This window comes from Streptomyces sp. NPDC004065 (assembly GCF_044903565.1).
In the GTDB taxonomy this organism is placed as follows: domain Bacteria; phylum Actinomycetota; class Actinomycetes; order Streptomycetales; family Streptomycetaceae; genus Streptomyces.
The window spans coordinates 487,648-511,263 of sequence record NZ_JBJDQT010000001.1; the positions used below are offsets into that span (position 1 = coordinate 487,648).

A 23,616-nucleotide genomic window follows, 5' to 3' on the forward strand; every position below is an offset into this window, starting at 1 on the left:
GTCGGCGGGCCGCTGCGCTTGCTGGCCGGCCGATCACGGCGCCCTCGGGCCTGCGGGTCACGGCGCTTGCGGGCCTGCGGGTCACGGCGCTTGCGGGCCGGCCGGTCGCGGCCGCCTGCGGGCCGGCAAGTCGCTTGGCCCTCGGGCCGGCGAGTTGCGGCGCCCGAGGGCCTGCGGGCCGCAGCGCCCGAGGGGCGGCGGCTCACGGTGTCTGCGGGCCGGCCGCCAGGCGCGGTGTCCGCGGGCGCGCGGGCACGGCGCCCGAGGGTCGGCGCGCACGGTGCCTGCGGGATGGCCGGTCACGCCGCCCTGGGGCCGGCGAGCCGCAGCGCCCGAGGGTTCGGCGGCTCACGGTGTCTGCGGGCCGGCCGGTCGCGGTGTCTGCGGGCGAGCGCGTCAGCGGGTCGCAGTGTGCCGGCGGGTCAGCGGGTCGCCGTGGGCGGCGGGCCGGCGGGTCGCCGCGCCCCTGGGTCGGATTCTGGCCGTCCGCCGTCGGTCGCCACTTCCCGGGGCATGCGGTGGGGGCAGACGCAGGGGTGCGGGGCAAGCCGGCTGCCGGGCCGGCGGGCTGCCCGCCGGGGACACTGGTCCCCACTCCGCCCTCCCCCGCTGCACGCCGTACGCCCGGACGTAGCCGTACGCGCGAGCCGGCCGCCGGGCCGCCCGTCACCGCTGCCCGGTGCACGCCGTGCGGCCCGATGCCAGGGTCGCGCACGCCTTTGCCCGGGCGGGGTCGTCGACGGCGATCATCGGGGTGTACGCGATCGTGTCGCCGGCCGTGGTGAGGGTGCCGGTCTCCGTGCGCCCGCCGACCGTGACCTGGACCCGGTCGCCGGGGGCCGCCTGCGTGATACGGCCCCAGGCGGCCCCGCAGGTCCTGCTGTAGCGGACCTCGAGGACGGTGCCGCCGAGAGTGACGCTGCGCGCGGTGGCCGCCAGTTCGCCGCTGCACCCCGTGCGCTCGGCGTCCTTGCCCGTGCAGCCGGCGCCGGCGCACTTCACGCCGGCCGGCAGGTTCACGGGCGTACTGGCGGCGGGCGACGGCGACTTGGCCGAGGACGACGGAGCCTTCTTCTCGCCGCTGTTGCCGCCGGTGAGGAGGAAGACGGCGGCGATCACGGCGAGCACCCCGGCCATACCGGCCAGGAACATGGTCACCTGGCGCCGGCGCACCCCGCCGTCATCCCTGCCGGTGCCAATGCCGGTGGCCCGGCCGGGCCGCCGGGCGTCGCCGTACTGGTCCGGGGAAGGGCCCGCGTCTGCAGAGGCGGAGGCGGAGGCGGTGACGGGCGCGGTGGCCGTGGTTCCGGCGTCCCGGCCGCCGGCCCGGGACGGCCCCCGGTATCCGGCCAGGTTCCACGAGTTGCCCGCCGTCGAGGCGACGGAGCCGGACGCGGAGGACGCGGCGGCGGCGGAGGAGGGTCCCGTCCTGGCGCCCGTTCCGGACCGCGCGCCGGACGCGGCGCCCGTTCCGGACCGCGCGCCGGACGCGGCGCCCGTTCCGGACCGCGCGCCGGACGCGGCGCCCGTTCCGGACGGCGCGCCGGACCGCGCGCCCGACGTGGTGCCCGCGCCGGACGTCCCGCCGGACGTGGAACCGGACCGGGCCTCGGCCTCCGCGTCCGGCCGGGGGCCGGACGCGGGCGAGGCGGCCGGTGCGGACGGTGCGGCCTCCGGCCCCGCTGTCCCCCGTACGCCGGCGCCGGGTGCCGTGGGCTGCGCCGGCACCCTCGGGGGCGCCTGCGCGGAGCCCGCGGCGGCCGGGGAGGCCGTGGCGGCGGCGCTCCCCCGCGCGGCCCCGTCCCCGGCGGCAGCCGCGCCGCCGCTCGGCCCGCCCCGGGCAGGACCCTTCGCGGCCCGCGGGCCGGACCCGCCGAGCGGGGGGCGCGGCTGGGCGGCCCGCAGGGCCTCCATGAGCCGGTCCTGCCCCGTCTCCGCCCGGCTCCACGCGCGCTCGGCGAGCTCCCACAGCGTGACGAGGGGGTCCGTGCCGGTGCCGGTGACCTCCGCCAGGGCGATGACCGCGCCCTTGGGGGCGAGCAGCCGGCCGTTGAGGTAGCGCTCCCAGGACGTCCTGCTGTACCCCGTGCGGTCGGCGAGCGCGGCGACGCCCAGGCCGCCGCCGTCCACGAGCCCACGCAACCGGATCACGAACTCCCGCACCTGCGGATCGAGTTCCTCGGGCAGTGCCTTCCAGCGCGGCATCGCTTCCCCCCTGTGTCCCCTGCTCGTCCACGTTAGCCCGGCGAGCGAGGGACATCTCCCCCCGGTCGCCGCCCGGTCGCCACCCGGTTGCCGGCCGGCCGCGCAGCCTGTGGTCCGGTCGCCGTCCGGCCGCCGCACCGGGACCCCCGCCGTGCCCGGCGCGCCCGCCCCGTACGTCCCACGGATGCCCGCCGGTTCCGGCTCACCCCAGCGCGAGGGTCCCCACCACGGCGGTGAGCAGCAGGGCGAACAGCAGCAGCACGCCGTACAGCAGGAGGCGTCCGCCGGGCCGCGGCCGCTCCTCGGGGCGCACCCACCAGGGGACGGTGGGGTCGTCCTCGTACCCCTCCCCGTGCCCCTGGTCCCGCTGCCCGGCCCCGGTGGAGCCGGGCGAGGGCGCGGCCGCCGGGCGGGGCCACACCTCGACCGCCATCTCCCAGCGCACGGCGTGCCGTTGGGCCTCCTCGCCGGCCAGGCCCGCGACCCGGCACAGGGCGTCCACGGCCTGCCTCGGCGGCGGCTGGGTGGCGTTGAGGTAGCGCTGCCAGGAGGACTTGCTGTACGCGGTGCGGGCGCCGAGCGCCACCAGGCTGAGGCCGGTGCGGTCCTTCAGATCCCGCAGCTCCTGAACGAAGTGCCGCACCTCCGGCGGCAGTTCCTCCGCCAGCGGCTGCCAGGCGCCCATCGCTCACCTCCACGGCGTCCCTCGCCCAGTCCGGTCGCAGCGAGTGACGACGACGGCGGGCCGATCGGTTCCCGCGCCGGGCGCGGGCGCCCCTGTGGCAGAGCGCGGACACCGTAGCGGAACGGTCACTTCCGTGCCACAGCGCACGGACAGGCGTTGAACGCCCCGTTCACGGTGCAGCAGGGTGGATGCCGGACGGCGGCCCGTCCTGACTCGGGGGAGAGGATGGGCCGCCGTCGCCGTGCGCACGCGACGCCGTCCGCGTGCGCGGAGGTCACTGACTGTTGCGGATGGTGAAGTGCAGCGCGTCGTCCAGGAACGGGATCTCCAGCCAGGGCTTGGGCTGGGCCGCCAGCGCCAGCAGGACGACGGCGCTCCCGAGGACGCCGTAGGTGACGATGTCCGTGAAGCGGGAGCGGACGGCCAGCATGCCGACCCGGGGCAGGAACCAGCGCAGCGCGGCGCCGCCCAGCAGTGCCGCGCCGATCAGCAGCAGCCCGATCCGGAAGGCGTCGAAGGCGGTCAGCAGCAGCCCGAGGCCGACCACGCACAGCACGGCCAGCAGCGGCCACTGCCGGGCCGGCGCGGGGGCGTCGCCGGGGGCGGCCCGGCCGCCGCCCTCCGGGCGCGCGGTGTCCCTGGTGAACAGCGGGAAGCGGCGCGTGGTCCGGCGCGGCCGGCCCTGCGCGTCCGGTGCGCTGACCGCGTCGCGCACCTCGATCTCCGGCTCCCCGGAGACGTTCCGCTCCGGCTCCGTGGAGACGTTCCGCTCCGGCTCCGTGGAGACGTTCCGCCCCGGCCCCGTGGAGGCGTTCCGCTCCGCGGAGACGTTCCGCCCCGGTTCCGCGGAGGCGTTCCGCCGCATGCCGCCCTCCGCCTCAGCCGACACTGCGCTCCGCCGCCTCGACCACGTTGACCAGCAGCTGGGCCCGGGTCATCGGGCCGACGCCGCCGGGGTTGGGGGAGATCCAGCCGGCCACCTCGGCGACGTCCGGGTGGACGTCACCGACGATCTTGCCCTCGGCGTTGCGGGAGACGCCGACGTCGAGGACGGCCGCGCCCGGCTTGACGTCCTCGGCGCGGACGAGGTGCGGGGAGCCCGCCGCGGCGACGATGATGTCGGCCCGCCTGAGGTGGGCGGACAGGTCGCGGGTGCCGGTGTGGCACTGGGTCACCGTGGCGTTCTCACTGCGCCGGGTCAGCAGCAGCGGCATCGGCCGGCCGATGGTCACGCCGCGGCCGACCACCACCACCTCGGCGCCCTTGATCTCCACGCCGTGGCGGCGCAGGAGGGTGAGCACGCCGTTGGGGGTGCAGGGCAGGGGGGCGGGCTCGTTGAGGACGAGCCGCCCGAGGTTCATCGGGTGCAGGCCGTCGGCGTCCTTGTCCGGGTCCATCAGCTCCAGGACGCGGTTCTCGTCGATGCCCTTGGGCAGCGGCAGCTGCACGATGTAACCGGTGCAGGACGGGTCCTCGTTGAGTTCGCGGACGACCGCCTCGATCTCCTCCTGGGAGGCGGTGGCGGGCAGTTCGCGCTGGATGGAGGCGATACCGACCTGGGCGCAGTCGCGGTGCTTGCCGGCGACGTACTTGCGGCTGCCGGGGTCGTCCCCGACCAGGATCGTGCCGAGGCCGGGCGTGACGCCCTTCTCCTTCAGCGCCGCCACGCGGGCGGTCAGATCGGACTTGATCTCGGCTGCGGTGGCCTTGCCATCGAGAATCTGGGCGGTCATGCCCCCATCCTCGCGGATGACCGGGCGGTGGTTCCAATCCGGTCCGGTTCTTGATCGACGATGTTGCACTTGCACAACACATGCGAAATGCGTCTGGACAAGTAAGCATCCGGTCAAGAACGATGAACAGCACAGTGCCGCGGGCAGCTCATCGGGGGGAATGACCGCATTTCTGTAGAACTCTCCTCCGTACGGCGCCGCGCGTCGTCCCCGCACCTGATCAACGGAGGAAACACCGCCATGAGTTACGGCGACCCGAACAACCCTTACGGCGCCCCGCAGCAGCAGCCGGGTTACGGCTACCCCGCCCAGGGCCAGGGTCCGGGCCAGGGTCCGGGCTACGGATACCCGCAGGCCCCTCCGGTGCAGCCGTACGGGGCGCCGGTGCCGCAGACGATGCCGGGCGGTGTGAAGGCGGCCCGCGTGATGCTGTTCGTCCTCGGCGGTCTGCAGGCACTGGGCGGCGTGATGATGATGGTGGCGAGCGCCTGGTTCGCGGACAAGTTCGAGGAGGCGGTGTCCGGCGACAGCAGCGTCTCGGCCGAGGACGCGAACCGCATCGCCAACATCGGCGCCGGCGTCATGATCGTCATCGGCGCGATCGTGCTGGCGTTCGCGTTCTGGGCGATTTTCACCGGCGCGAAGTTCGCCACGGGCCGCGGCGGAGTGCGGGTCTCCGCGATCGTCTACGGTTCGGTGGTCACCCTGTTCAGCGTGCTGAGCCTGCTGGGCGCGAACGTCTTCGCCCTGGTCAGCATCGTGCTGGGCATCCTCATCATCGTCTTCTGCGCCAACCGGGCGGGCGGCGCCTGGTTCAACCGGCCCACCTACTGAGCGACGGGCCACCGCACACACGGCGAAGGGCCGTGTCCCACCCCGCTCGGGGAGGGACACGGCCCTTTCGCACGCCTGCGGAACCACGGCCCCGCGCGCCCGCCGGACGCGGGGCGCCCGGCGGCGCGGACGGTCGGTGGAAGAAGTGGCGGTCAGTGGAAGAAGTGGCGCGTACCGGTGAAGTACATCGTCACGCCGGCCTTCTTCGCGGCCTCCACGACCAGCTCGTCCCGGATCGAGCCGCCCGGCTGGACGATGGCCCGGACACCCGCGGCGATGAGGATCTCGGGGCCGTCGGGGAACGGGAAGAACGCGTCCGAGGCGGCGTAGGCGCCGCGCGCCCGCTCCTCGCCCGCCCGCTCGACCGCGAGCCGGCAGGAGTCCACCCGGTTCACCTGGCCCATGCCGACGCCGACGGAGGCGCCGTCCTTGGCGAGCAGGATGGCGTTGGACTTCACGGCCCGGCAGGCCCTCCAGGCGAACGCCAGCTCGGCCAGCTCCTCCTCGGGCAGCGCCTCGCCGCTCGCCAGCGTCCAGTTGGCCGGGTCGTCGCCGCCGGCCTGGAGCCGGTCGGTGACCTGGAGCAGCGCCCCGCCGTCGACGGCCTTGACCTCGACGGGGTTCGCCGGGGCCTCGGGAGCCCTGAGCACCCGGATGTTCTTCTTCTTGGTGAGGGCCTCCAGGGCCCCCTCCTCGTAGCCGGGCGCGACGATGACCTCGGTGAAGATGTCGGCGACCTGCTCGGCCATCTCCTTGCTGACCGGGCGGTTCACGGCGATCACACCGCCGTACGCCGACACCGGGTCGCAGGCGTGCGCCTTGCGGTGCGCCTCGGCGACGTCCGCGCCGACGGCGATGCCGCACGGGTTGGCGTGCTTGATGATCGCCACGCAGGGCTCGTCGTGGTCGTAGGCGGCACGGCGGGCGGCGTCGGTGTCCGTGTAGTTGTTGTACGACATCTCCTTGCCGTGCAGCTGCTCGGCCTGCGCCAGGCCCGCGCCGCTGCCGTCCACGTACAGCGCGGCGGGCTGGTGCGGGTTCTCGCCGTAGCGCAGGGTGTGCGCGCGCTGCCAGGTGGCGCCCAGGAAGTCCGGGAAGGACGAGTCGTCGACGGGCGCGTAGGAGGAGGCGAACCAGGACGCGACGGCCACGTCGTAGGCGGCCGTGTGCTGGAAGGCCTCGGCGGCCAGCCGCTTGCGCGTGGCGAGGTCGAAGCCGCCGGAGGAGACGGCGGCCAGGACGTCGCCGTAGCGGGCGGGGCTGGTGACGACCGCGACCGAGGGGTGGTTCTTGGCGGCGGCCCGGACCATGGAGGGGCCGCCGATGTCGATCTGCTCCACGCACTCGTCGTCGGAGGCGCCGGAGGCGACGGTCTCGCGGAACGGGTAGAGGTTCACCACCACGAGGTCGAACGGCTCCACGCCGAGCTCGGCGAGCTGCCGCCGGTGGTCCTCCAGACGGAGGTCGGCCAGGATGCCGGCGTGCACCTTGGGGTGCAGGGTCTTGACCCGTCCGTCCAGGCACTCGGGGAAGCCGGTCAGCTCCTCGACCTTGGTGACGGGCACGCCGGACGCGGCGATCCGCCCGGCGGTGGAGCCGGTGGAGACGAGTTCGACGCCCGCCTCGTGCAGCCCGCGCGCGAGCTCCTCGAGGCCGCTCTTGTCGTAGACGCTGACGAGCGCGCGCCGGATGGGCCGCTTGTTGCTCTCGGCGGTCACTGGATAACTACCTTTCGTCCCTCGATGCGATAGCCGTTGCGGGCGAGCCGCCCCACGACCTCGACGAGCAGTCTTCGCTCGACTTCCTTGATGCGCTCGTGCAGAGCGCTCTCGTCGTCCTCGTCCCGGACCTCGACCACGCCCTGCGCGATGATCGGCCCGGTGTCGACGCCGTCGTCGACGAAGTGGACGGTGCAGCCGGTGACCCTGGCGCCGTACGCGAGCGCGTCCCGCACGCCGTGGGCCCCCGGGAAACTGGGCAGCAGGGCCGGGTGCGTGTTCACGAACCGCCCGCCGAACCGCGCGAGGAACTCCTTCCCCACGATCTTCATGAACCCGGCGGACACCACGAGGTCGGGCTCGTAGGAGGCGACCGCCTCGGTGAGCGCCGCGTCCCACTCCTCACGGGTGCCGTAGTCCTTCACCTTCCGCACGAAGGTCGGCACCCCGGCACGCTCGGCGCGCGCGAGCCCCTCGATGCCGTCGCGGTCGGCGCCCACGGCGACGATCCCGGCGCCGTAGTTCTCCGCTCCGGTCTCGGCGATCGCGTCGAGGAGCGCCTGCAGATTGGTGCCGGATCCGGAGACCAGCACGACGAGGCGCTTGGCCACGGGCTTGGCGGCCACGGTGGGGCCCTTTCTCGGGGAGGTCGTTTGTGCGGTCGTACGAATGCTTCGCGCCCTCGGATACGGGGAAGTCTACGAAGCGGCCGACCGCCAGCAACGATACCGGCACTCCCGGGCGGCCCCCATGGGACGGGGGCGGGGCCGGAAGGTAGCGTCTGAGGAGAACCGGTACGGGAACGCACATCGGGCGCCGTGCGTTTCACACGACGACGGACCCGCGCCCTCCGGGGCCGCACGGCGCCTCGGGGGACGTTTCCGGGCCGACGTTCCAGTTCAGTCGTGACTCACCGACGGGAAGACGCTCACTTGATGCCGGACCGCAGCCTGCGACTCCTCACGCTCCCCCCGCAGCCGGCGCAGGGAGGGGTTCGCGGCGCCCTGCTGCGGGAGCGCCCCGCCTCGCCGCCGGACGCCCGCGCGGGCGGATCGGGTGGCGACGGGGACGGGCAGGGCGGATCGGCCCAGGGCGGACCAGCTGAGGGCGGACCAGCTGAGGGCGGGTCAGCCCAGGGCGGATCGGCTCAGGGCGGCCCGGCTCCCGAGGACAACCCCTTCGCACCACCCCCGGCGGGCACGCCCGACCGCCCCTGGCGGCCCCGGCACCCCTCCGGCGGGCACGCCCCCGACGACGGCTCCGGCGCCCCCACGGGCACGGGCGGCGGCTCGGACGACGACCAGGGCCGCTCCCCGTGGGGCAGCCAGTGGAGCGACCGGCAGCCCGGCCGCTCCCCCGGCGGCTTCGGCGAGCGCCCGCAGCGGCCCGGCGGCCCCGAGGGTCCGGGCGGACCGGGCGGCGGTCCCGGCGGCGGCTCGGGCCCCGGACTGCGCTGGGACCCCACGGACCCCGCCCAGCGCCGCGCGCGCTACGCGCTGCTGTGCGGCATGTGGGCCTTCTTCTTCGCCCTGTTCAGCTGGACCTACGTGGCCCTGCTGCTCGGTGCCCTGGCGCTGTACTGGGGCATCAGCGCGCTGCGCGCCAAGCCGCGCCGGCCCGAGCCGGGGGCCCCGGCGCCGGAGGGCCGCCCCCAGACGACGGCCGCGGTCAGCGGACTGGTCACCGCGTCCCTGGCCCTGGCCCTCGTGGCCACCACGTTCATGGCCCACCTGGTGTACAGCGACTACTACTCCTGCGTGAACGACGCCCTGACCAACGAGTCCAAACAGTCCTGCGACCAGCATCTGCCGCGGGAGCTGCGGGGCGTGCTGGGGCTGAACGGCTGAGGAGACCGGGGGCGCCCGGCCGGGGCGGCGGGGCGCGTGGTGATGGATCCCGGTGGGCCCCGGTGGGCCCCGGTGGGCCCCGGTGGGCCCCGGTGGGCCCGGTGAGGGGGTCGCGCTCCGCGCCGGTCGCTTCGGCGGGCGCCGGGTGGTGGGTGTCAGTCGGGGTGGTCGGGATTGCGGCCGTTGTCCGCCGGTTCTTCGGCTTCTTCGGCCGACGGTGCGAACGGTGGTGCGGGGGCCTGGGGCGCGGGGATCTGTGCCGCGGGGGAGCCGGGCGCGAGCGCCGGCCCCGCGGGGGGTCCGGGCGCGGGGGGCTCGGGCGCGGGAGGCCGATCCGCCGGCTCCGTGTCCGCCGGCCCCCTCCGCTCCTCCGTCTCGTTCTGCCGCCTCGCCCGCTCCTGTTCCTCCGGTCGCCCGGGCGCCCCGACCAGGTGCACGGGCGGCGGGCTCCCCGGCTCCCCGGGGCCCGGCAACTCCCCGGGTGCCGGCCGCTCGCCGAGTGCCGGCCGCTCCCCGGGTGCCGGCCGCTGCCCGGTCGCCGGGAGCGGTGTCGCCGCGGCCCCGCTCAGGGCTTCCCAGCGTGCCGTGCGGGCCGTGTCGTCGTCCTGCCAGGCCGGTCCGGCGGCGGCGGGCGGGTCGAGGGGCAGGACGTCGTAGGCCTCGAGGGCGGCGTCGTGACGTCCGGGCCGCGGGTCGGGCCGCTTGGAAGCGGCGGCCGGGGAGGCGGAGGCGTCGGCCGGCCCGGAGCGCCCGGACCGCCCGGGCCCGCCGGTCCCCCGCCCGGCCTCGCCCTCGGGCACGGCCCGGCCGCCGCGGCAGCGCCAGGCCCGCAGGGCCACCGCCATCGGTACGGCCACCGCCGACGTCCAGGCCAGCGCGGCCAGCCCGACCTGCCATCCCACGGGCCCGAACCGGGCGAGCGCGGCGGTGCCCAGCGGGCCGCCGGCCAGTTCGGCGAAGACCCCGAGCCCGGCCGCGCACAGCAGGCACGCGAGGCCGGCGCCCGCGACCGTCCGCCGCCAGGTCCACGCCCGCGGCGGGCCGCCGGCGTTCCCCTCCCGGACCGCCGAGCCCGCCGTGAACCAGCCCATCGTCAGCCCCGCCACCACCGGCAGCGCGGCGGACGACAGGTGCAGCGTGGTGCCCCGCCCCGGGTCCGGGACCGCCGCGAGCAGCGGGAACGGCGGCAGCAGCGGGGCCGCCGCGGAGGAGAACGGGTCGACGACGTGCCCGGCGCCCAGGACGAAGCCGGGTCCGAGGGCGTACGCCACCGCCCACAGCACCGCGTTCGGCAGCAGCGCCAGGCACAGCAGCAGCACCGCGAACCGGCCCGACCAGCCCTCCGTCAGCCGTACGAAGCCCGCCTGGACGGTGCCCGAGTGCCCGACCAGTGACACCCCGAGCACCAGTGCCCCGCCGCCGGCGAACACCACCGCACCGGCCCCCGCCGCCCGTGACGAGGCGCCGAGGCGTGCCCTGGGGCCGGGCCCGAGCAGCAGCCGCCGTACGCCCCGGGGCAGCGCTCCCAGCGCCCGGTCGAGCGTGGCGCGCGGGCAGCCGTACGCCGTCCACACGCCGCTGCCCGCCGCCACCACCGCGACCACCGGCAGGCACACCGCCGTCCAGATCCACGAGGGCCGCAGCGTGCCGCCCGTCGCGTAGGCCGCGGCGGCGCCGCCGACCGCCAGATAGCCGAGGACCACGCCCGTCCAGGCGGTCCGCGGCGGGACGAGCGGGCCGCCGTCGCCCGTGTCGGTGGCGTCCCGTGCCGCCCGGTGCACCAGCAGCGCGGGCAGCGCGAGCAGCAGCAACGGGGTCACCCCGACGGGCGCCGGCACCCCGGTGAGCGTCTCGTGGCGGACCAGTTCGGCGCCGTGCGCCAGCAGCCACAGCGCGGCCGCCACATGCAGGGCGCCGCCGGGGCCGCTGTCGGGGTACGGCGAGCTGATCCACAGCGCGATGACCAGCACGGCGAACGAGCCGAGGCCGAGCCCCGCCGCCACAGCTCCGCCCACCAGCCCGGCGCCGAGTCCGGGCGAACGGTCCCGTACACGGGAACGCAGACGGGGCAGTGGCGGTTGTCGTCGGGTCGTCCGGATCACGACGCCATGCTCCCAACGACACCCGCTTTCCCGTCGCAACAGGCGAACCTCCGCTGTGTCGCTCAATATACGTTTATGTGCCTATTCACACGGAGGGACGCACGGTGACGGACCGTCAAGCGAACACGGCCACGGAGACTCCCCTGACCCCCGCTCAGGCCTTCGACGCCCTCTACGCGTTCTGCGCGCCCGCCCTCGTACGGCAGGCGTACCTGCTCACCGGCCGGCACGAACGGGCCCGCGAGTCCGTGGAGCGGGCCTTCCAACTGGCCTGGCAGCGCTGGCCCGAGGTGGCCCGCGACCGGGACCCGGCGGGCTGGATGCGCGCGGCGGCGCACGAGTGCGCCCTGTCCCCCTGGCACCGCTTCCGTCCCCGCAACCGCATCCCCGACCCGCCCCCCGACCCCGCGGACCGCGCGCTCCAGCAGGCGCTGATGGAGCTGCCGCCGCCCTACCGCCGCACGCTCGTGCTCTACGACGGCGTCGGCCTGGACCTGCCGGAGACGGCGGCGGAGACGGAGGCCAGCACTCCGGCGGCGGCGAACCGTCTGATGCACGCGCGCGAGGCCGTCGCCGCCCGGCTGCCCGAACTGTCGGACCCGGACGAACTGCACCGCCGGCTGCTGCGGCTGGCCGCCACGGAGCACCACCCGGCGCCCGCGCCGACCGCCGTGCGCTCGGACGGGGAGCGCCGGGTCCAGTTCTGGACCCGGTCCGCCGTCGCCTTCACGGTCACGATCATCGGCGCGACGGCGCTCACCCTGCGCACGGCGCCCACGCAGTACCTCGCGCCGGTCTCCCCCGGCCACCCGGTGGCGGGTGTGCCGGTGGCGGGCGCCCTCGGGCCCCCGTCCAAGGCCGAGCTCGAACTGCGCGACAGGCTGCGCGAGCGCGCGTCGACCGGACCGCAGCGGCTGCTGCCCGAGGCGAGGTGAGGGCGCGGGCGACCGGACCGGTTCACCGGCCGGGTGAACGGGCCGGATGCATCTGTCCGGTGAAGGACCTGCCCGGTGACCGGACCGGATGGACGTACCTGGTGACCGGTCCGGAGGGAGGAACCCGGTGACCGGGCCGGGTGAACCGGTCGGAAAACGGCGGTGGGCCCACCCCCGGGCAGGGGGCGGGCCCACCGACGGTGTGCCGGGAAGGTCAGCCGGCGAGGATCTCGCGGGCCAGCTTGGCCGTCTCGGTCGGGGTCTTGCCGACCTTGACGCCCGCGGCCTCGAGGGCCTCCTTCTTGGCCTGGGCCGTGCCGGAGGAGCCGGAGACGATGGCGCCGGCGTGGCCCATGGTCTTGCCCTCGGGCGCGGTGAAGCCCGCGACGTAGCCGACGACCGGCTTGGTCACGTTCTCCTTGATGAAGGCCGCGGCCCGCTCCTCGGCGTCGCCGCCGATCTCGCCGATCATGACGATCAGGTCGGTGTCGGGGTCGTCCTGGAACGCCTTCAGCGCGTCGATGTGGGTGGTGCCGATGATCGGGTCACCGCCGATGCCGACGCAGGTGGAGAAGCCGATGTCGCGCAGCTCGTACATCATCTGGTACGTCAGCGTGCCGGACTTCGACACCAGGCCGATGCGGCCCGGCTTGGTGATGTCGGCCGGGATGATGCCGGCGTTCGACTGACCGGGGGTGATCAGGCCGGGGCAGTTCGGGCCGATGATGCGGGTCTTGTTGCCCTTCTTGCCGGCGTACGCCCAGAAGGACGCCGTGTCGTGCACCGCGATGCCCTCGGTGATGACGACCGCGAGCGGGATCTCGGCGTCGATGGCCTCGACGACCGCGTCCTTGGTGAACTTCTCCGGGACGAAGATGACCGTCACGTCGGCGCCGGTCTTCTCGATGGCCTCCTTGACGGTGCCGAAGACCGGTACCTCGGTGCCGTCGAAGTCGACCGTCTGGCCGGCCTTGCGCGGGTTCACGCCACCGACGATGTTGGTGCCGGACGCCAGCATGCGGCGGGTGTGCTTCTGGCCCTCGGAGCCGGTCATGCCCTGGACGATGACCTTGGATTCCTTGGTGAGGAAGATAGCCATGGTGTTCTGTGACCTCGTCCCTTACTTCGCGGCAGCAGCCAGCTCGGCGGCCTTGTCGGCCGCGCCGTCCATGGTGTCCACCCGCTGGACGAGCGGGTGCTTGCGGTCGTCCAGGATCTGGCGACCCAGCTCGGCGTTGTTGCCGTCGAGGCGCACGACGAGCGGCTTGGTGACCTCTTCGCCCTTGGACTCGAGGAGCTCCAGCGCCTGCACGATGCCGTTGGCGACGGCGTCGCAGGCGGTGATGCCGCCGAAGACGTTGACGAAGACGGACTTGACGTCCGGGTCGCCGAGGATGATCTCCAGGCCGTTGGCCATCACCTCGGCGGAGGCGCCGCCACCGATGTCGAGGAAGTTGGCCGGCTTGACGCCCTTGTGGGCCTCACCCGCGTAGGCGACGACGTCCAGGGTCGACATGACCAGACCCGCGCCGTTGCCGATGATGCCGACCTCGCCGTCGAGCTTGACGTAGTTGAGGTTCTTCTCCTTGGCGGCGGCCTCGAGCGGGTTCGCCGCGGCCCGGTCGTGGAACTCCTCGAACTCGGGGTGGCGGAACTCGGCGTTGTCGTCCAGGGAGACCTTGCCGTCCAGCGCGAGGACGTCACCGGAGGCGACCTTGGCGAGCGGGTTCACCTCGACCAGGAGGGCGTCCTCCTTGACGAAGACCTCCCACAGCTTCACCAGCACGTCGGCGACCTTGTCGGCCACCTCGGCCGGGAACTTCGCCGCGGCGACGATCTCCTGGGCCTTGGCCTTGTCCACGCCGTCGATGGCGTCGATCGCGATCTTGGCCACGGCGTCGGGACGGGTGGCCGCGACCTCCTCGATCTCCATGCCGCCCTCGACGGAGGCGATGGAGAGGAAGGTGCGGTTGGCGCGGTCGAGGAGGAAGGAGACGTAGTACTCCTCGAGGATCTCCGGAGCGGTCTCGGCGATCATGACCTTGTGGACCGTGTGGCCCTTGATGTCCATGCCGAGGATGTCCGTCGCGCGGGCGACGGCCTCGTCCGGGGTGGCGGCGAGCTTCACGCCGCCGGCCTTGCCACGACCACCGACCTTCACCTGGGCCTTGACGACCGACTTGCCGCCCAGCCGCTCGGTGATCTCGCGCGCCGCCTCAGGCGTGTCGATGACTTCACCGGCCAGCACCGGTACACCGTGCTTGGCGAAGAGGTCCCTCGCCTGGTACTCGAACAGGTCCACGCGCTTCCGTCCCTATCAGTGATCTCGCGGTTCGTTGGATGCGTGGGCGTGCCGCGAAGGGCAACGTGACGTCCGCTCTGTGTCACAAGGGAGGCGCACACGGTGTCCGAGCGCGCGGCATGTCCGTCTCGCAGGTTATCTCCGCTCGCGGGGGTGCCCTAAATCGGGGGTCACACGCACGCGGTGATACCTGTCACACGATGCCGCCCTCACTGACACTGCGTGCCGAGCGTGAGGGCGTGCCCCGGGGAGGGCGTGCGGGGCCTCACCGGGCTGGGGTTGACCCGGTGAGGCCCTTCGAGCAGCCCCGAGGGGCTGTGGGCGGATGATCCCCACCCCAATGGGGACCAGCCGGCCCTCGTCCGCGGGATCCCGGCCGAACGTCCGGACCGGCCGACGGCTTTCGGTGGTCCGGGTCCAACGGGTCCCGCGGAGTCTGCGCGGCGCCGCACGAGCGAGCCGCCCGGCGCCCGGCATCCGGCGCCCGGCATCCGGCACCGGGCATCCGGCGTCCGGCGTCCGGCGTCCGGCGTCGGGCATGCGGCATGCGGCGTCCGGCATGCGGCGTCGGTGTCCGTACGGGTGCGGGGCGACCGCCGCGACGGCCGGTGACCGCACGGGCGTACGCCCGGTACGCCCGTACCCGCCCGGCACGCCTTGCCGCGCGCCCGCGCGCCCTGCGCCCCTGTCCGCCCTGTCCGCGCGGCCGTGTCGCGGTGCGCGATACGGCACGCCCTGCTCGACGTGCGGGGCGCTTTTCGGGTGCTGGGCGCCTGCCGCGTACCGGGTGCCTTCCGGATCCGGGCCCTGCCGCCACGGGTCGGGCGCCTGCGCCTCCCGCACGCCGCGGGTAGCGCGACATGCGCCTTGCGCCGTGCACCCGGTGGGCTCTGCGCGCCGTGCGCCCGGTGGGCCCTGCCTTGCCTCGCACGGGTCCACCGACCGCGACCGCGACCGCGCCGGACGTGCCCTTCACTTCAGTGGGGGGCGTGCCCGCCGCGTCGGGCGTCTCGGCCGCCGTGAGGCGTGCCGGGCGCTCGACGCCCGCAGGTCGCCCGAGGCGTGCCGCTCACACGTGGCGGCATCGGGCCGACGGCATGGGCGGATGCCCTTCTCCCCCTCGCGCGGACAGGCCGAGCGTGGCGGAGGGGCTCGCTCCGGCTAGCCGGGGAGGACGGGGATGTCCCGGTACCTGTCCCGGGTCACGGACGCGTCCTCGTGCGCGGCGGCGCCGGCCGGCAACCGTGCCTGGGTCCGGTCGCCGGGGGTGACGGCGTGCGTGTCGCTGTGCCGTGGGGTGCCCGGGTCGGCCGCCGAGTGGTCGCTCAGGAGCCCGTTCGGGTCGCCGGGCGGTGCCTGGTGAGCGGGCGCGTACGGCGCCTGACGGGTGGGGTGGGCGTCCCCCTCAGCGCGCGGGACGCCGTGCGCCGCGGCGGTGTTCCCGGGGGTGGGCCGCGGCGCGAGGGCGTTCGCGTTCCCGGCCCGGTGTATGTCGTGGGAGTGGGCGGCGGCGTCCTGTCCGCCCGACGCGGTTCCGGCCGTGCCGGCCGTGCCGCCCGCCGGATGGGGCTGGGGCGCCCGCGTGGCCGGCGCCGGCGGTGTGTCCCCCGGTCGGGCGGCCGGACCGGGCAGACCGGGGACCCGCGGCACCGACTGCACCGGCGCGTCGGACCGGCCGCCGCCCGGCAGCCCGGGCAGGGACGCCACCGGCGGAAGCCGCACCGTCCCCCCGGCGACATCGCCGGCCACACCGTCCACCAGCCGCTCGACCGGCTCCACGACCGGCTCGATGACCCGCTCGGTCACGGCCCCCGCGACGGAGCCGGTCACCGGGGCGAGGACCCGGCCGAGCGGGCTCCGGGTCGCCGCCGGGCGGGAGGCGCCGTGCGGCAGCCGCCCGGGCGAAGACGGTCCGTCTCGGTGGGCGCGCCGCGCGTCCGGCGCGGTGAGCAGACCACGGGCCGCGTGCACGACCCCGGCCGCCGCACCCGTCGGCCTGGTCCGCTCCGGCGAATCCGAGGGGGTCGACGTCGGCCCGCCGGCGGCGGACGGCGCCACCGGTGCACCGGCGGAGGCCGCCCCGGGAGCGGTCTCCGCGGCGTGCGCCCGCCCGCCGCACAGGAACCCCAGCGCGCACAGCGCCGCCACCAGCAGCCCCAGGTGCAGCGCACGCCGCCCGGCCGCCGTGCGCACCATGCGCGAAGCGGCGACGGTCAGGGCTGCTGGCAAGCTCAAGGGGGCGGATTCCTTCCCTGGTGAGCGACATACCGCCGAGAAGGCACCGATCCTCGCACGGGTGTCCCGAGGCGGCGCAAGCCCCCTGTTACCGATGGGTAGGCTTGTCCGTTTTCACCCTCGGGACCCGGTCGGCGCCGGTCGGCATGCCGTCAGCCGGCCTCGCACAGCACCTGGTTGCTCACGCGGTGTCCGGTATCGGGAGAGGACGCTTCTCGATCGCCGCCGCCATCACCTCCGGGAACAGGTCGGGCGTGCAGGCGAACGCCGGCGCCCCGAGCCCCGCGAGCGCGGCGGCGTGCTCCCGGTCGTACGCGGGCGCCCCCTCGTCGGAGAGCGCGAGCAGCGTCACGAACCGCACCCCCGACGCCTTCATCGCCGCGACCCGCTTGAGCATCTCGTTGCGTATGCCGCCCTCGTAGAGGTCGCTGATCAGCACGACCACGGTCTCCGCGGGCCGGGTGATGCGCGACTGGCAGTACGCCAGCGCCCGGTTGATGTCCGTGCCGCCGCCGAGCTGGGTGCCGAAGAGCACGTCCACCGGGTCGTCGAGCTGGTCGGTGAGGTCGACGACCGCCGTGTCGAAGACGACCAGCCGTGTGCTGAGCGAGCGCATGGAGGCGAGCACCGCACCGAAGACGGAGGCGTACACCACGGAGGCCGCCATCGACCCGGACTGGTCGATGCAGAGGATCACCTCCTTCTTCACGGACTGGGAGGCCCGCCCGTAGCCGATGAGCCGCTCCGGCACGACCGTGCGGTACTCCGGCAGGTAGTGCTTGAGGTTGGCGGCGATCGTGCGGTTCCAGTCGATGTCGTGGTGACGCGGCCGGTTCACGCGGGCGCTGCGGTCGAGCGCGCCGGTGAGGGTGGCCCGGGTCCGGGTGGCGAGCCGCTTCTCCAGGTCCTCGACCACCTTGCGCACCACGGCCCGTGCCGTCTCCTTCGTGGTCTCCGGCATCGCCTTGCTGAGCGAGAGCAGGGTGCCGACGAGGTGCACGTCGGCCTCCACCGCCTCCAGCATCTCCGGCTCCAGCAGCAGGGCGGCCAGCCCGAGGCGGTCGATGGCGTCCCGCTGCATCACCTGGACGACGGAGGACGGGAAGTAGGTGCGGATGTCGCCGAGCCAGCGCGCCACCGACGGTGCCGAGGCCCCGAGCCCGGCCGAACGGTCCCGTCCCGTCCGTGGTCCTTCGCCCCGGCCGTAGAGCGCGGCGAGCGCTCCGTCCATCGCCGCGTCCCTGCCGCCGAGCGCGCACCCGGTGCCGTCGGCGGCGTCGCCGCCCAGCACGAGCCGCCAGCGCCGCAGCCGCTCCTGAGCCGCGTCCGTCACGATGTGCTCCTCCCCCGTCGTCGCCGTCGTCGTCCCCGCCGTCGTCATCCCGCCACCTTCGTCGGTTCGACGCCCGTGCCGACCGCGGCTCCGCCGCCGGAGCCCGCGTCGTCCAGGCCGAGCAGCAGCCGCACCACCGGCACCACAGCGCCGGCCCGCTCCGGGTCGAGGTCCGCGGCGAAGCCGGGCACGCGGCCCCCCGCGGGCCCGGCCGTGCCGCCGTCGCGGACCGGACCGCGGCGGACCAGCTCGCCCAGCGTCCTGCGCACCCCCGGCTCGTACGCCGAGAAGGTGCGCCGCAGCAGCGGCAGCACGTCCGTGAACGCCTCCGCCGGCACCCCGGTCAGCCAGGTGTCGACCAGCCCGAGCAGCCGCTCGTCGTGCACGAGGAGCATGCCGCCCCCGCCGACGAAGCCCTCGATCCACGCGGCGGCGTCCGGCGGCGGTGTGCCCGGCGACAGGGCGAGCCCCATCAGCCGGGCGGCCTGCTCCTGCTGGACCTCCCCGTCGTCCAGCAGGAGCCGCACCGCCCGCCCCCGGATCAGCCCGGGCACCGTGTCCCGGCCCGACAGGACGCGCAGCACGGCGTGCCAGCGGGCGCGCAGCTCACCGCCGCGCCCGGCCGCCGGGGTGTCGCCCAGCAGGGCCACGGCCGTGTGCACCGCGTCCACATGGCGGCGCATCTCCTCGGCGGCGTCCGTGTCCAGGGCCGCGCAGCCCGGCGGCAGACCGACGAAGATCCGCTCGGCCAGGCCCGCGGCGACACCGGCCAGCGCCCCCGTGTCGGTGCCGCGCACGTCGCCGTAGCGCAGGGAGCGGACCAGGGCGGGCAGTGCCCGGGCGAGGTGCCCGACGTCCGCGTCGAGCGCCGCCCGGTCGGCCAGCACCCGCATCACCACCGGCAGCGCCTCCGCCAGCCCGGCGAGCAGGCAGTGCTCGGCGAGCGCGGTGACCTCGGCGAGGGCCTGTGAGCCCAGCGCGTCCGCCTCCGCCTTCGCCGTGGCGGCGGCGAGCACGGTCGTCCCCCACACCCCGGCCTCGGCGGTCCGCACCGTCAGCTCCGGTTCCCAGCGCAGCCGCCAGGTCTCCCGGAACGTGCCGGTGCTGCCCCGCGAGGCCACCGGCTCGCCCCAGCCGACGCCCAGCAGGCGCAGCCGGTGCAGCAGCCCGCTGCGCGCGGCGTCCGTCTCCTTGCGCAGGTCGAGCTCCAGCTCCCGCTCGGCCGGTTCCGGCTTGAGCCGCAGCCGCCGCTGGATCCGGGCGAGGTCCCGCTGGAGCGGGACCGCGGGCGCCGATTCGGGCACCTCCCCGAGCACGTCGCCGACCACCAGCCGGTCCCGCACCAGCGCCAGCGGCACGTCGGAGCCGTCGCACATCACCGCGCGCACCGCGTCCGTGGTCTCGCTCAGCCCGGGCAGCGGGCGTCCGCGCATGGCCGCGAGGGTCTCCGCCAGCCGTACGGCCTCGATGACATGGGCGGAGGAGACGATCCGGTCCTCCTCGCGCAGCAGGCCCGCCACCTTGGTCAGCCACCGCTCCACCGGACGGTCCGGCGCCGCGAACAGGTGGGCGTACCAGCCGGGCGACTCGATGCCCGCGCCGTAGCCGCCGGCCCGGGCGAGCCTGCGGTGCGTCCACGGCACCCAGGTCAGGTCCGCCTTGACCTTGGGCAGGCCCTTGAGCAGGGCGCGGTCGGCGGCGACGGTGGTTCTGCGCCGCAGCGCGGGCACGTGCCAGGCGCCGCAGACGACGGCGACCCCGTCGCCGAACGCGCGCCGGGCGCCGCGCAGCTGGAGCCGCATGTACGCCTCCCGGACCAGGTCACGGTGGTGGCCGCCGCTGCCGTAGGCCTCCCGGAGCGTGGTCATGGCCTCCTCCAGCACGTCGAACGGCGCGAACGCGTCGCCCGGCCGGGCACCCCGGTGCTCGACGACGTCCTCCCACCAGCGCTCGGGGTCGTCGTACCCGGCGGCGTCGGCGAGCACGGCGAGCGGGTCGACGCGCAGCCGGGCGTCGACCGGGCCCGGCCCGCCCGGCGGCACGAAGCCGTCCTCCCGGGGAGCCGTGCCGTCCTCCCGGGGAGCCGTGCCGTCCTCCCGGGGAGCCGTGCCGTCCTCCCGGGGAGCCGTGCCGTCCTCCCGGGGAGCCGTGCCGTTCTCCCCGGGAGCCGTGGCGTCCTCCGGGCCGGTGCCGGCGTCCGCGCCGCCGGCGTGGTCCCTGCCGCTGCCGTGATGCTCGCCCGAGCCGTGGTCCTCGCCGGGGCCGCTCTGCGGGCCGGGGCCGTCTTCCTGGTCCCAGGCGAGGGTGTGCGCGGCCGGCAGGTCGATGAAGCGGGCCGGGACGCCGTGCTCCAGCGCCCAGCGGACGGCGACCCACTCCGGGGAGAAGGCGGCCAGCGGCCAGAACGCGGAGCGGCCCGGCTCGTCCACGGCGTGGGCGAGGAGGGCGACCGGCGGCCGCATGTCCTCGTCGGCGGCGAGCGGGATCAGCGCGTCGGCCTCGGGCGGTCCCTCGATCAGCACCACCCGCGGCCGCGCCGCCTCCAGTGCCGCCCGCACCGCCCGCGCCGAGCCCGGCCCGTGGTGCCGCACCCCGAGCAGCAGCGGCTCCGCGGCGGCGCGGCGGCCGGCGGCCCCCTCAGATCCGGTCACGCCGGCCCCCTCGTCCGCCACGTCCCCGCCGTCCCCCTCGGGCGGCGCGGGCGGCGCGGGCGCGCCGGCCGCCCCGTCCCCCGGTCCAGCTGGGCTCGTCGTCGGCGCCCGCCCGCGCCGCGCCGCCCCACATCCGCCCGTTGGCGCTCATGCGCTCACCTCCCGGCAGGCCCGGTAGAAGTCCTTCCAGCCGTCCCGTTCGCGGACCACGGTCTCCAGGTACTCCTGCCAGACGACCCGGTCGGCCGCCGGGTCGCGGACCACGGCGCCGAGGATGCCCGCGGCGACGTCACCGGCCCGCAGCACGCCGTCGCCGAAGTGCGCGGCCAGCGCCAGACCCCCGGTGACCACCGAGATCGCCTCGGCCGTCGACAGGGTGCCGCTCGGCGACTTCAGCTTCGTCCGGCCGTCCGTGGTGAGACCGTCACGCAGCTCGCGGAAGACGGTCACCACCCGGCGGATCTCGTCGACGCCGTCCGGCACGGCGGGCAGGTCGAGCGACCGGCCGATCTGCCCGACGCGGCGCGTGACGATGTCGACCTCCGCCTCGGGGCTCTCCGGCAGCGGCAGCACCACCGTGTTGAAGCGGCGGCGCAGCGCGCTGGACAGGTCGTTGACCCCGCGGTCGCGGTCGTTGGCCGTGGCGATCAGATTGAAGCCGCGGACCGCCTGCACCTCCTCGCCCAGCTCCGGGATCGGCAGGGTCTTCTCCGACAGGATCGTGATCAGGGTGTCCTGCACGTCGGCCGGGATGCGGGTCAGCTCCTCCACGCGCGCGGTCGCCCCCTGCGCCATGGCCCGCATGACCGGGCTGGGCACCAGGGCGTCGCGGCTCGGGCCGTGGGCCAGCAGCCGCGCGTAGTTCCAGCCGTAGCGGATCGCCTCCTCCGGCGTGCCCGCGGTGCCCTGCACCAGCAGCGTCGAGTCGCCGCTGACCGCGGCGGCCAGGTGCTCGGACACCCATGTCTTCGCCGTGCCGGGCACGCCGAGCAGGAGCAGGGCGCGGTCGGTGGCGAGGGTGGTGACGGCCACCTCGACGATGCGGCGCGGCCCGACGTACTTCGGCGTGATCACGGTGCCGTCCGGCAGGGTGCCGCCGAGGAGGTAGGTCGCCACGGCCCACGGCGACAGCTTCCAGCGGGCCGGGCGCGGCCGGTCGTCGTGCGCGGCCAGCGCGGCCAGTTCGCCGGCGAAGGCGTCCTCGGCGTGCGGCCGCAGCGCCTCGGTGCCGCCCTGTTCCGCGCTCGCGTTCGCGGGCGCGGAGTGGTTCGGGTCGGGTGCTACGGGCGTCGGTTCTACGGTCACGGACATGGCTGAGGCCCCCTCCAGCTCGGCCGGTTCGGATCTGCCACCCACCGTGCACCACGGCACTGACAACGCGTTCTGACCTGCGGGAACGCGCTCGCAGGGCCGATTGTCAGTGGGGGGATCTACCTTCGATGGCATGACTCAGCAGGGGGTGCGCTGGACCGCGGAGCAGGTGCTGGCACTTGCGCCTGACGACGCGTCACGCAAAGCGGGAAGCAAACTCGGCGCGGCCGGGCCGTGGTCCGAGGCGGGGAGTTCCGGCGGGGGGACGGTGTGGGGGCTGTGCAAGGGCAGCGGCAGCAAGCCGTACCGGACGGTCGTGGACGTCGCGGACGCGGCCGGCCCGGCGTACAAGTGCAGTTGCCCGAGCCGCAAGTTCCCGTGCAAGCACGCGCTGGGGCTGCTGCTGCTCTGGGCGTCCGGGGACGGCGCGGTGCCGGCCGGGACGGAGCCGGACTGGGTGGAGCAGTGGACGGAGGGCCGCAGGAGCCGTACGGCGCGGAAGGCGGCGGCCGCGCCGGGTGCCCCGGCCGGCACCGCCGATCCCGAGGCCGCGCGGCGCCGGGCGGAGCGCCGGGCCGAGCGGATCGCCGCGGGGGCGACGGAGCTGGAGCAGCGCCTGGCCGACCTGCTGCGCGGCGGCCTGGCCGGCGCCGAGCAGGGGGGATACGCGCCGTGGGAGGAGACGGCGGCCCGCATGGTCGACGCGCAGGCGCCGGGGCTGGCCGCCCGCGTCAGGGAACTGGCGGCCATACCCTCGTCCGGGCCCGGCTGGCCGGTGCGGCTGCTGGAGGAGTGCGCGCTGCTGCACCTGCTGGACCAGGGCTGGCTGCGCCGTGAGCGGCTGCCGGAGGACCTGGCGGCCACGGTCCGCTCCCGGGTCGGACTGCCGGGCTCCGCGGACGGCCCCGCGGTGCGCGACCGCTGGCTCGTCCTCGCCCAGTACGACACCGGCGACGACCGGCTCACCACGCGCAGGATCTGGCTGCACGGCACCGGCACCGGCCGCACCGCCCTGGTCCTGTCCTACGGAGCCGCCGGACGCGCCCCGGAAATGGCCCTGCCGGTGGGCCTGGTCCTGGACGCGGAACTGTCCGCGCATCCGGGCTCCGGGCAGGTCCGCGCGTCCCTGGGCGAGCGCTTCGCCGCGCCGGAGCCCACCCGGGAGCGTCCGCCGGGCGTGACGACGGCGCGGGCCGCCGCCCGCTACGGCGAGGCCCTGCGGGACGATCCCTGGCTGGAGTCCGTCCCGGTGACGCTGACGGAGGTCATACCGGTGCCGGAGGGCGACTCCTGGCAGCTGGCCGACGCCGGGGCCGGGCAGGCGCTGCCCCTCACTCCGGTGGCCCGCGCCCGTCCGGGGCTGTGGCGGCTGGTCGCGCTGTCGGGCGGTGCGCCCGTCACGGTCTTCGGCGAGTGCGGACACCGCGGGTTCACCCCGCTGACGGCGTGGCCGCGCGACGAGGGCGCCGCGGTCACTCTGTGCTGATGAAAGAGAGGCCGGCGCCACTCTCCGCGACCGGATCCATGGCGGGCCGGCGCCGGGCGTGGGGCAATGGAGTGACGTCCCCGCGCGGTGCGGGGCACCGCCGGTGCAGCGGGAACCCTCACCCGAAAGGCGCACACCGGCCGCGACCCGAACCCCACCAGTCCGCCCTTTCTCACCCAAAACAGGCATTTATTCCGCCCCAGGGGTAACCCGGTCCGGGTGACCCCTCAACCGCCCCC

The 23,616-nt window shown here is 75.6% G+C and carries 17 protein-coding genes; 4 read left to right on the top strand and 13 right to left on the bottom strand.

The window, feature by feature from the left end:
- Positions 1-666: 666 nt before the first annotated feature.
- The 4 genes from ACI2LW_RS02200 to ACI2LW_RS02215 all read right to left on the bottom strand — a co-directional run bounded on the left by ACI2LW_RS02200 (position 667) and on the right by ACI2LW_RS02215 (position 4,623).
- The gene (locus ACI2LW_RS02200) at positions 667-2,205 is read right to left on the bottom strand and encodes a DUF2690 domain-containing protein (protein WP_404729203.1); all 1,539 of its coding nucleotides are present in this window, start codon (positions 2,203-2,205) and stop codon (positions 667-669) included.
- Positions 2,206-2,407: 202 nt separating this feature from the next.
- Entirely contained in the window at positions 2,408-2,890 is a 483-nt protein-coding gene (locus ACI2LW_RS02205) for a helix-turn-helix domain-containing protein (RefSeq protein WP_404729204.1), read from the bottom strand.
- Between the two features lie 274 nt (positions 2,891-3,164).
- Positions 3,165-3,755: a DUF3017 domain-containing protein gene (locus ACI2LW_RS02210; RefSeq protein WP_404729205.1), complete on the bottom strand. Its 591-nt coding sequence runs from the start codon at positions 3,753-3,755 to the stop codon at positions 3,165-3,167.
- A 13-nt stretch (positions 3,756-3,768) separates the two neighbouring features.
- A complete protein-coding gene (locus tag ACI2LW_RS02215) occupies positions 3,769-4,623 on the bottom strand; it encodes a bifunctional methylenetetrahydrofolate dehydrogenase/methenyltetrahydrofolate cyclohydrolase (RefSeq protein ID WP_404729206.1) in 855 nt (284 codons plus the stop codon).
- Between the two features lie 240 nt (positions 4,624-4,863).
- On the opposite strand from ACI2LW_RS02215, the gene ACI2LW_RS02220 reads away from it, so the two are divergent.
- Positions 4,864-5,457 (top strand): hypothetical protein, encoded by a 594-nt coding sequence (locus tag ACI2LW_RS02220; protein WP_404729207.1) that lies wholly within the window; start codon positions 4,864-4,866, stop codon positions 5,455-5,457.
- Between the two features lie 152 nt (positions 5,458-5,609).
- Here ACI2LW_RS02220 and purH read toward each other — a convergent pair whose 3' ends face one another.
- Both purH and purN read right to left on the bottom strand, forming a co-directional pair.
- Complete coding sequence (gene purH / locus ACI2LW_RS02225) at positions 5,610-7,175, bottom strand: bifunctional phosphoribosylaminoimidazolecarboxamide formyltransferase/IMP cyclohydrolase (protein WP_404729208.1); 1,566 nt, start codon at positions 7,173-7,175, stop codon at positions 5,610-5,612.
- The gene (gene purN, locus ACI2LW_RS02230) at positions 7,172-7,801 is read right to left on the bottom strand and encodes a phosphoribosylglycinamide formyltransferase (protein ID WP_404729209.1); all 630 of its coding nucleotides are present in this window, start codon (positions 7,799-7,801) and stop codon (positions 7,172-7,174) included. The genes purH and purN overlap by 4 nt, the downstream gene beginning before the upstream one ends.
- 309 nt (positions 7,802-8,110) lie before the next feature.
- Here purN and ACI2LW_RS02235 point away from each other — a divergent pair, with 309 nt between their 5' ends.
- Entirely contained in the window at positions 8,111-9,022 is a 912-nt protein-coding gene (locus tag ACI2LW_RS02235) for a hypothetical protein (protein ID WP_404729210.1), read from the top strand.
- Between the two features lie 155 nt (positions 9,023-9,177).
- On the opposite strand, the gene ACI2LW_RS02240 is transcribed toward ACI2LW_RS02235, so the two are convergent.
- Positions 9,178-11,124 carry a DUF6350 family protein gene (locus ACI2LW_RS02240; RefSeq protein ID WP_404729211.1) on the bottom strand — a complete coding sequence of 649 codons (1,947 nt, stop codon included), beginning with the start codon at positions 11,122-11,124 and terminating at the stop codon, positions 9,178-9,180.
- 53 nt (positions 11,125-11,177) lie between these two features.
- On the opposite strand from ACI2LW_RS02240, the gene ACI2LW_RS02245 reads away from it, so the two are divergent.
- Complete coding sequence (locus tag ACI2LW_RS02245; protein ID WP_404729504.1) at positions 11,178-12,059, top strand: RNA polymerase sigma factor; 882 nt, start codon at positions 11,178-11,180, stop codon at positions 12,057-12,059.
- Between the two features lie 214 nt (positions 12,060-12,273).
- Here the strand turns inward: ACI2LW_RS02245 and sucD are convergent, their stop codons facing one another.
- The 6 genes from sucD to ACI2LW_RS02275 all read right to left on the bottom strand — a co-directional run bounded on the left by sucD (position 12,274) and on the right by ACI2LW_RS02275 (position 21,891).
- Positions 12,274-13,158 carry a succinate--CoA ligase subunit alpha gene (sucD, locus tag ACI2LW_RS02250; protein ID WP_404729212.1) on the bottom strand — a complete coding sequence of 295 codons (885 nt, stop codon included), beginning with the start codon at positions 13,156-13,158 and terminating at the stop codon, positions 12,274-12,276.
- Between the two features lie 21 nt (positions 13,159-13,179).
- On the bottom strand, positions 13,180-14,361 hold the full coding sequence (gene sucC / locus ACI2LW_RS02255) for an ADP-forming succinate--CoA ligase subunit beta (protein ID WP_404729213.1): 1,182 nt from the start codon (positions 14,359-14,361) through the stop codon (positions 13,180-13,182).
- Positions 14,362-15,522: 1,161 nt separating this feature from the next.
- A complete protein-coding gene (locus tag ACI2LW_RS02260) occupies positions 15,523-16,596 on the bottom strand; it encodes a hypothetical protein (protein ID WP_404729214.1) in 1,074 nt (357 codons plus the stop codon).
- A gap of 181 nt (positions 16,597-16,777) precedes the next feature.
- Complete coding sequence (locus ACI2LW_RS02265; RefSeq protein WP_404729215.1) at positions 16,778-17,977, bottom strand: VWA domain-containing protein; 1,200 nt, start codon at positions 17,975-17,977, stop codon at positions 16,778-16,780.
- On the bottom strand, positions 17,974-20,580 hold the full coding sequence (locus tag ACI2LW_RS02270) for a DUF5682 family protein (protein WP_404729216.1): 2,607 nt from the start codon (positions 20,578-20,580) through the stop codon (positions 17,974-17,976). The genes ACI2LW_RS02265 and ACI2LW_RS02270 overlap by 4 nt, the downstream gene beginning before the upstream one ends.
- Positions 20,581-20,727: 147 nt before the next feature.
- A complete protein-coding gene (locus ACI2LW_RS02275) occupies positions 20,728-21,891 on the bottom strand; it encodes an AAA family ATPase (protein ID WP_404729217.1) in 1,164 nt (387 codons plus the stop codon).
- A gap of 133 nt (positions 21,892-22,024) precedes the next feature.
- Here ACI2LW_RS02275 and ACI2LW_RS02280 point away from each other — a divergent pair, with 133 nt between their 5' ends.
- Positions 22,025-23,377, top strand: a complete 1,353-nt coding sequence (locus ACI2LW_RS02280) for an SWIM zinc finger family protein (protein WP_404729218.1) — start codon at positions 22,025-22,027, stop codon at positions 23,375-23,377.
- The last annotated feature ends 239 nt before the right edge of the window (positions 23,378-23,616 follow it).

Bases quoted from the DNA above. Each gene is read 5' to 3' on its own strand.
- ACI2LW_RS02200 (WP_404729203.1), bottom strand. From the start codon at position 2,205: ATGCCGCGCTGGAAGGCACTGCCCGAGGAACTCGATCCGCAGGTGCGG.
- ACI2LW_RS02205 (WP_404729204.1), bottom strand. From the start codon at position 2,890: ATGGGCGCCTGGCAGCCGCTGGCGGAGGAACTGCCGCCGGAGGTGCGG.
- ACI2LW_RS02210 (WP_404729205.1), bottom strand. From the start codon at position 3,755: ATGCGGCGGAACGCCTCCGCGGAACCGGGGCGGAACGTCTCCGCGGAG.
- ACI2LW_RS02215 (WP_404729206.1), bottom strand. From the start codon at position 4,623: ATGACCGCCCAGATTCTCGATGGCAAGGCCACCGCAGCCGAGATCAAG.
- ACI2LW_RS02220 (WP_404729207.1), top strand. From the start codon at position 4,864: ATGAGTTACGGCGACCCGAACAACCCTTACGGCGCCCCGCAGCAGCAG.
- ACI2LW_RS02235 (WP_404729210.1), top strand. From the start codon at position 8,111: ATGCCGGACCGCAGCCTGCGACTCCTCACGCTCCCCCCGCAGCCGGCG.
- sucD (WP_404729212.1), bottom strand. From the start codon at position 13,158: ATGGCTATCTTCCTCACCAAGGAATCCAAGGTCATCGTCCAGGGCATG.
- ACI2LW_RS02265 (WP_404729215.1), bottom strand. From the start codon at position 17,977: ATGACGACGGCGGGGACGACGACGGCGACGACGGGGGAGGAGCACATC.
- ACI2LW_RS02275 (WP_404729217.1), bottom strand. From the start codon at position 21,891: ATGTCCGTGACCGTAGAACCGACGCCCGTAGCACCCGACCCGAACCAC.
- ACI2LW_RS02280 (WP_404729218.1), top strand. From the start codon at position 22,025: ATGACTCAGCAGGGGGTGCGCTGGACCGCGGAGCAGGTGCTGGCACTT.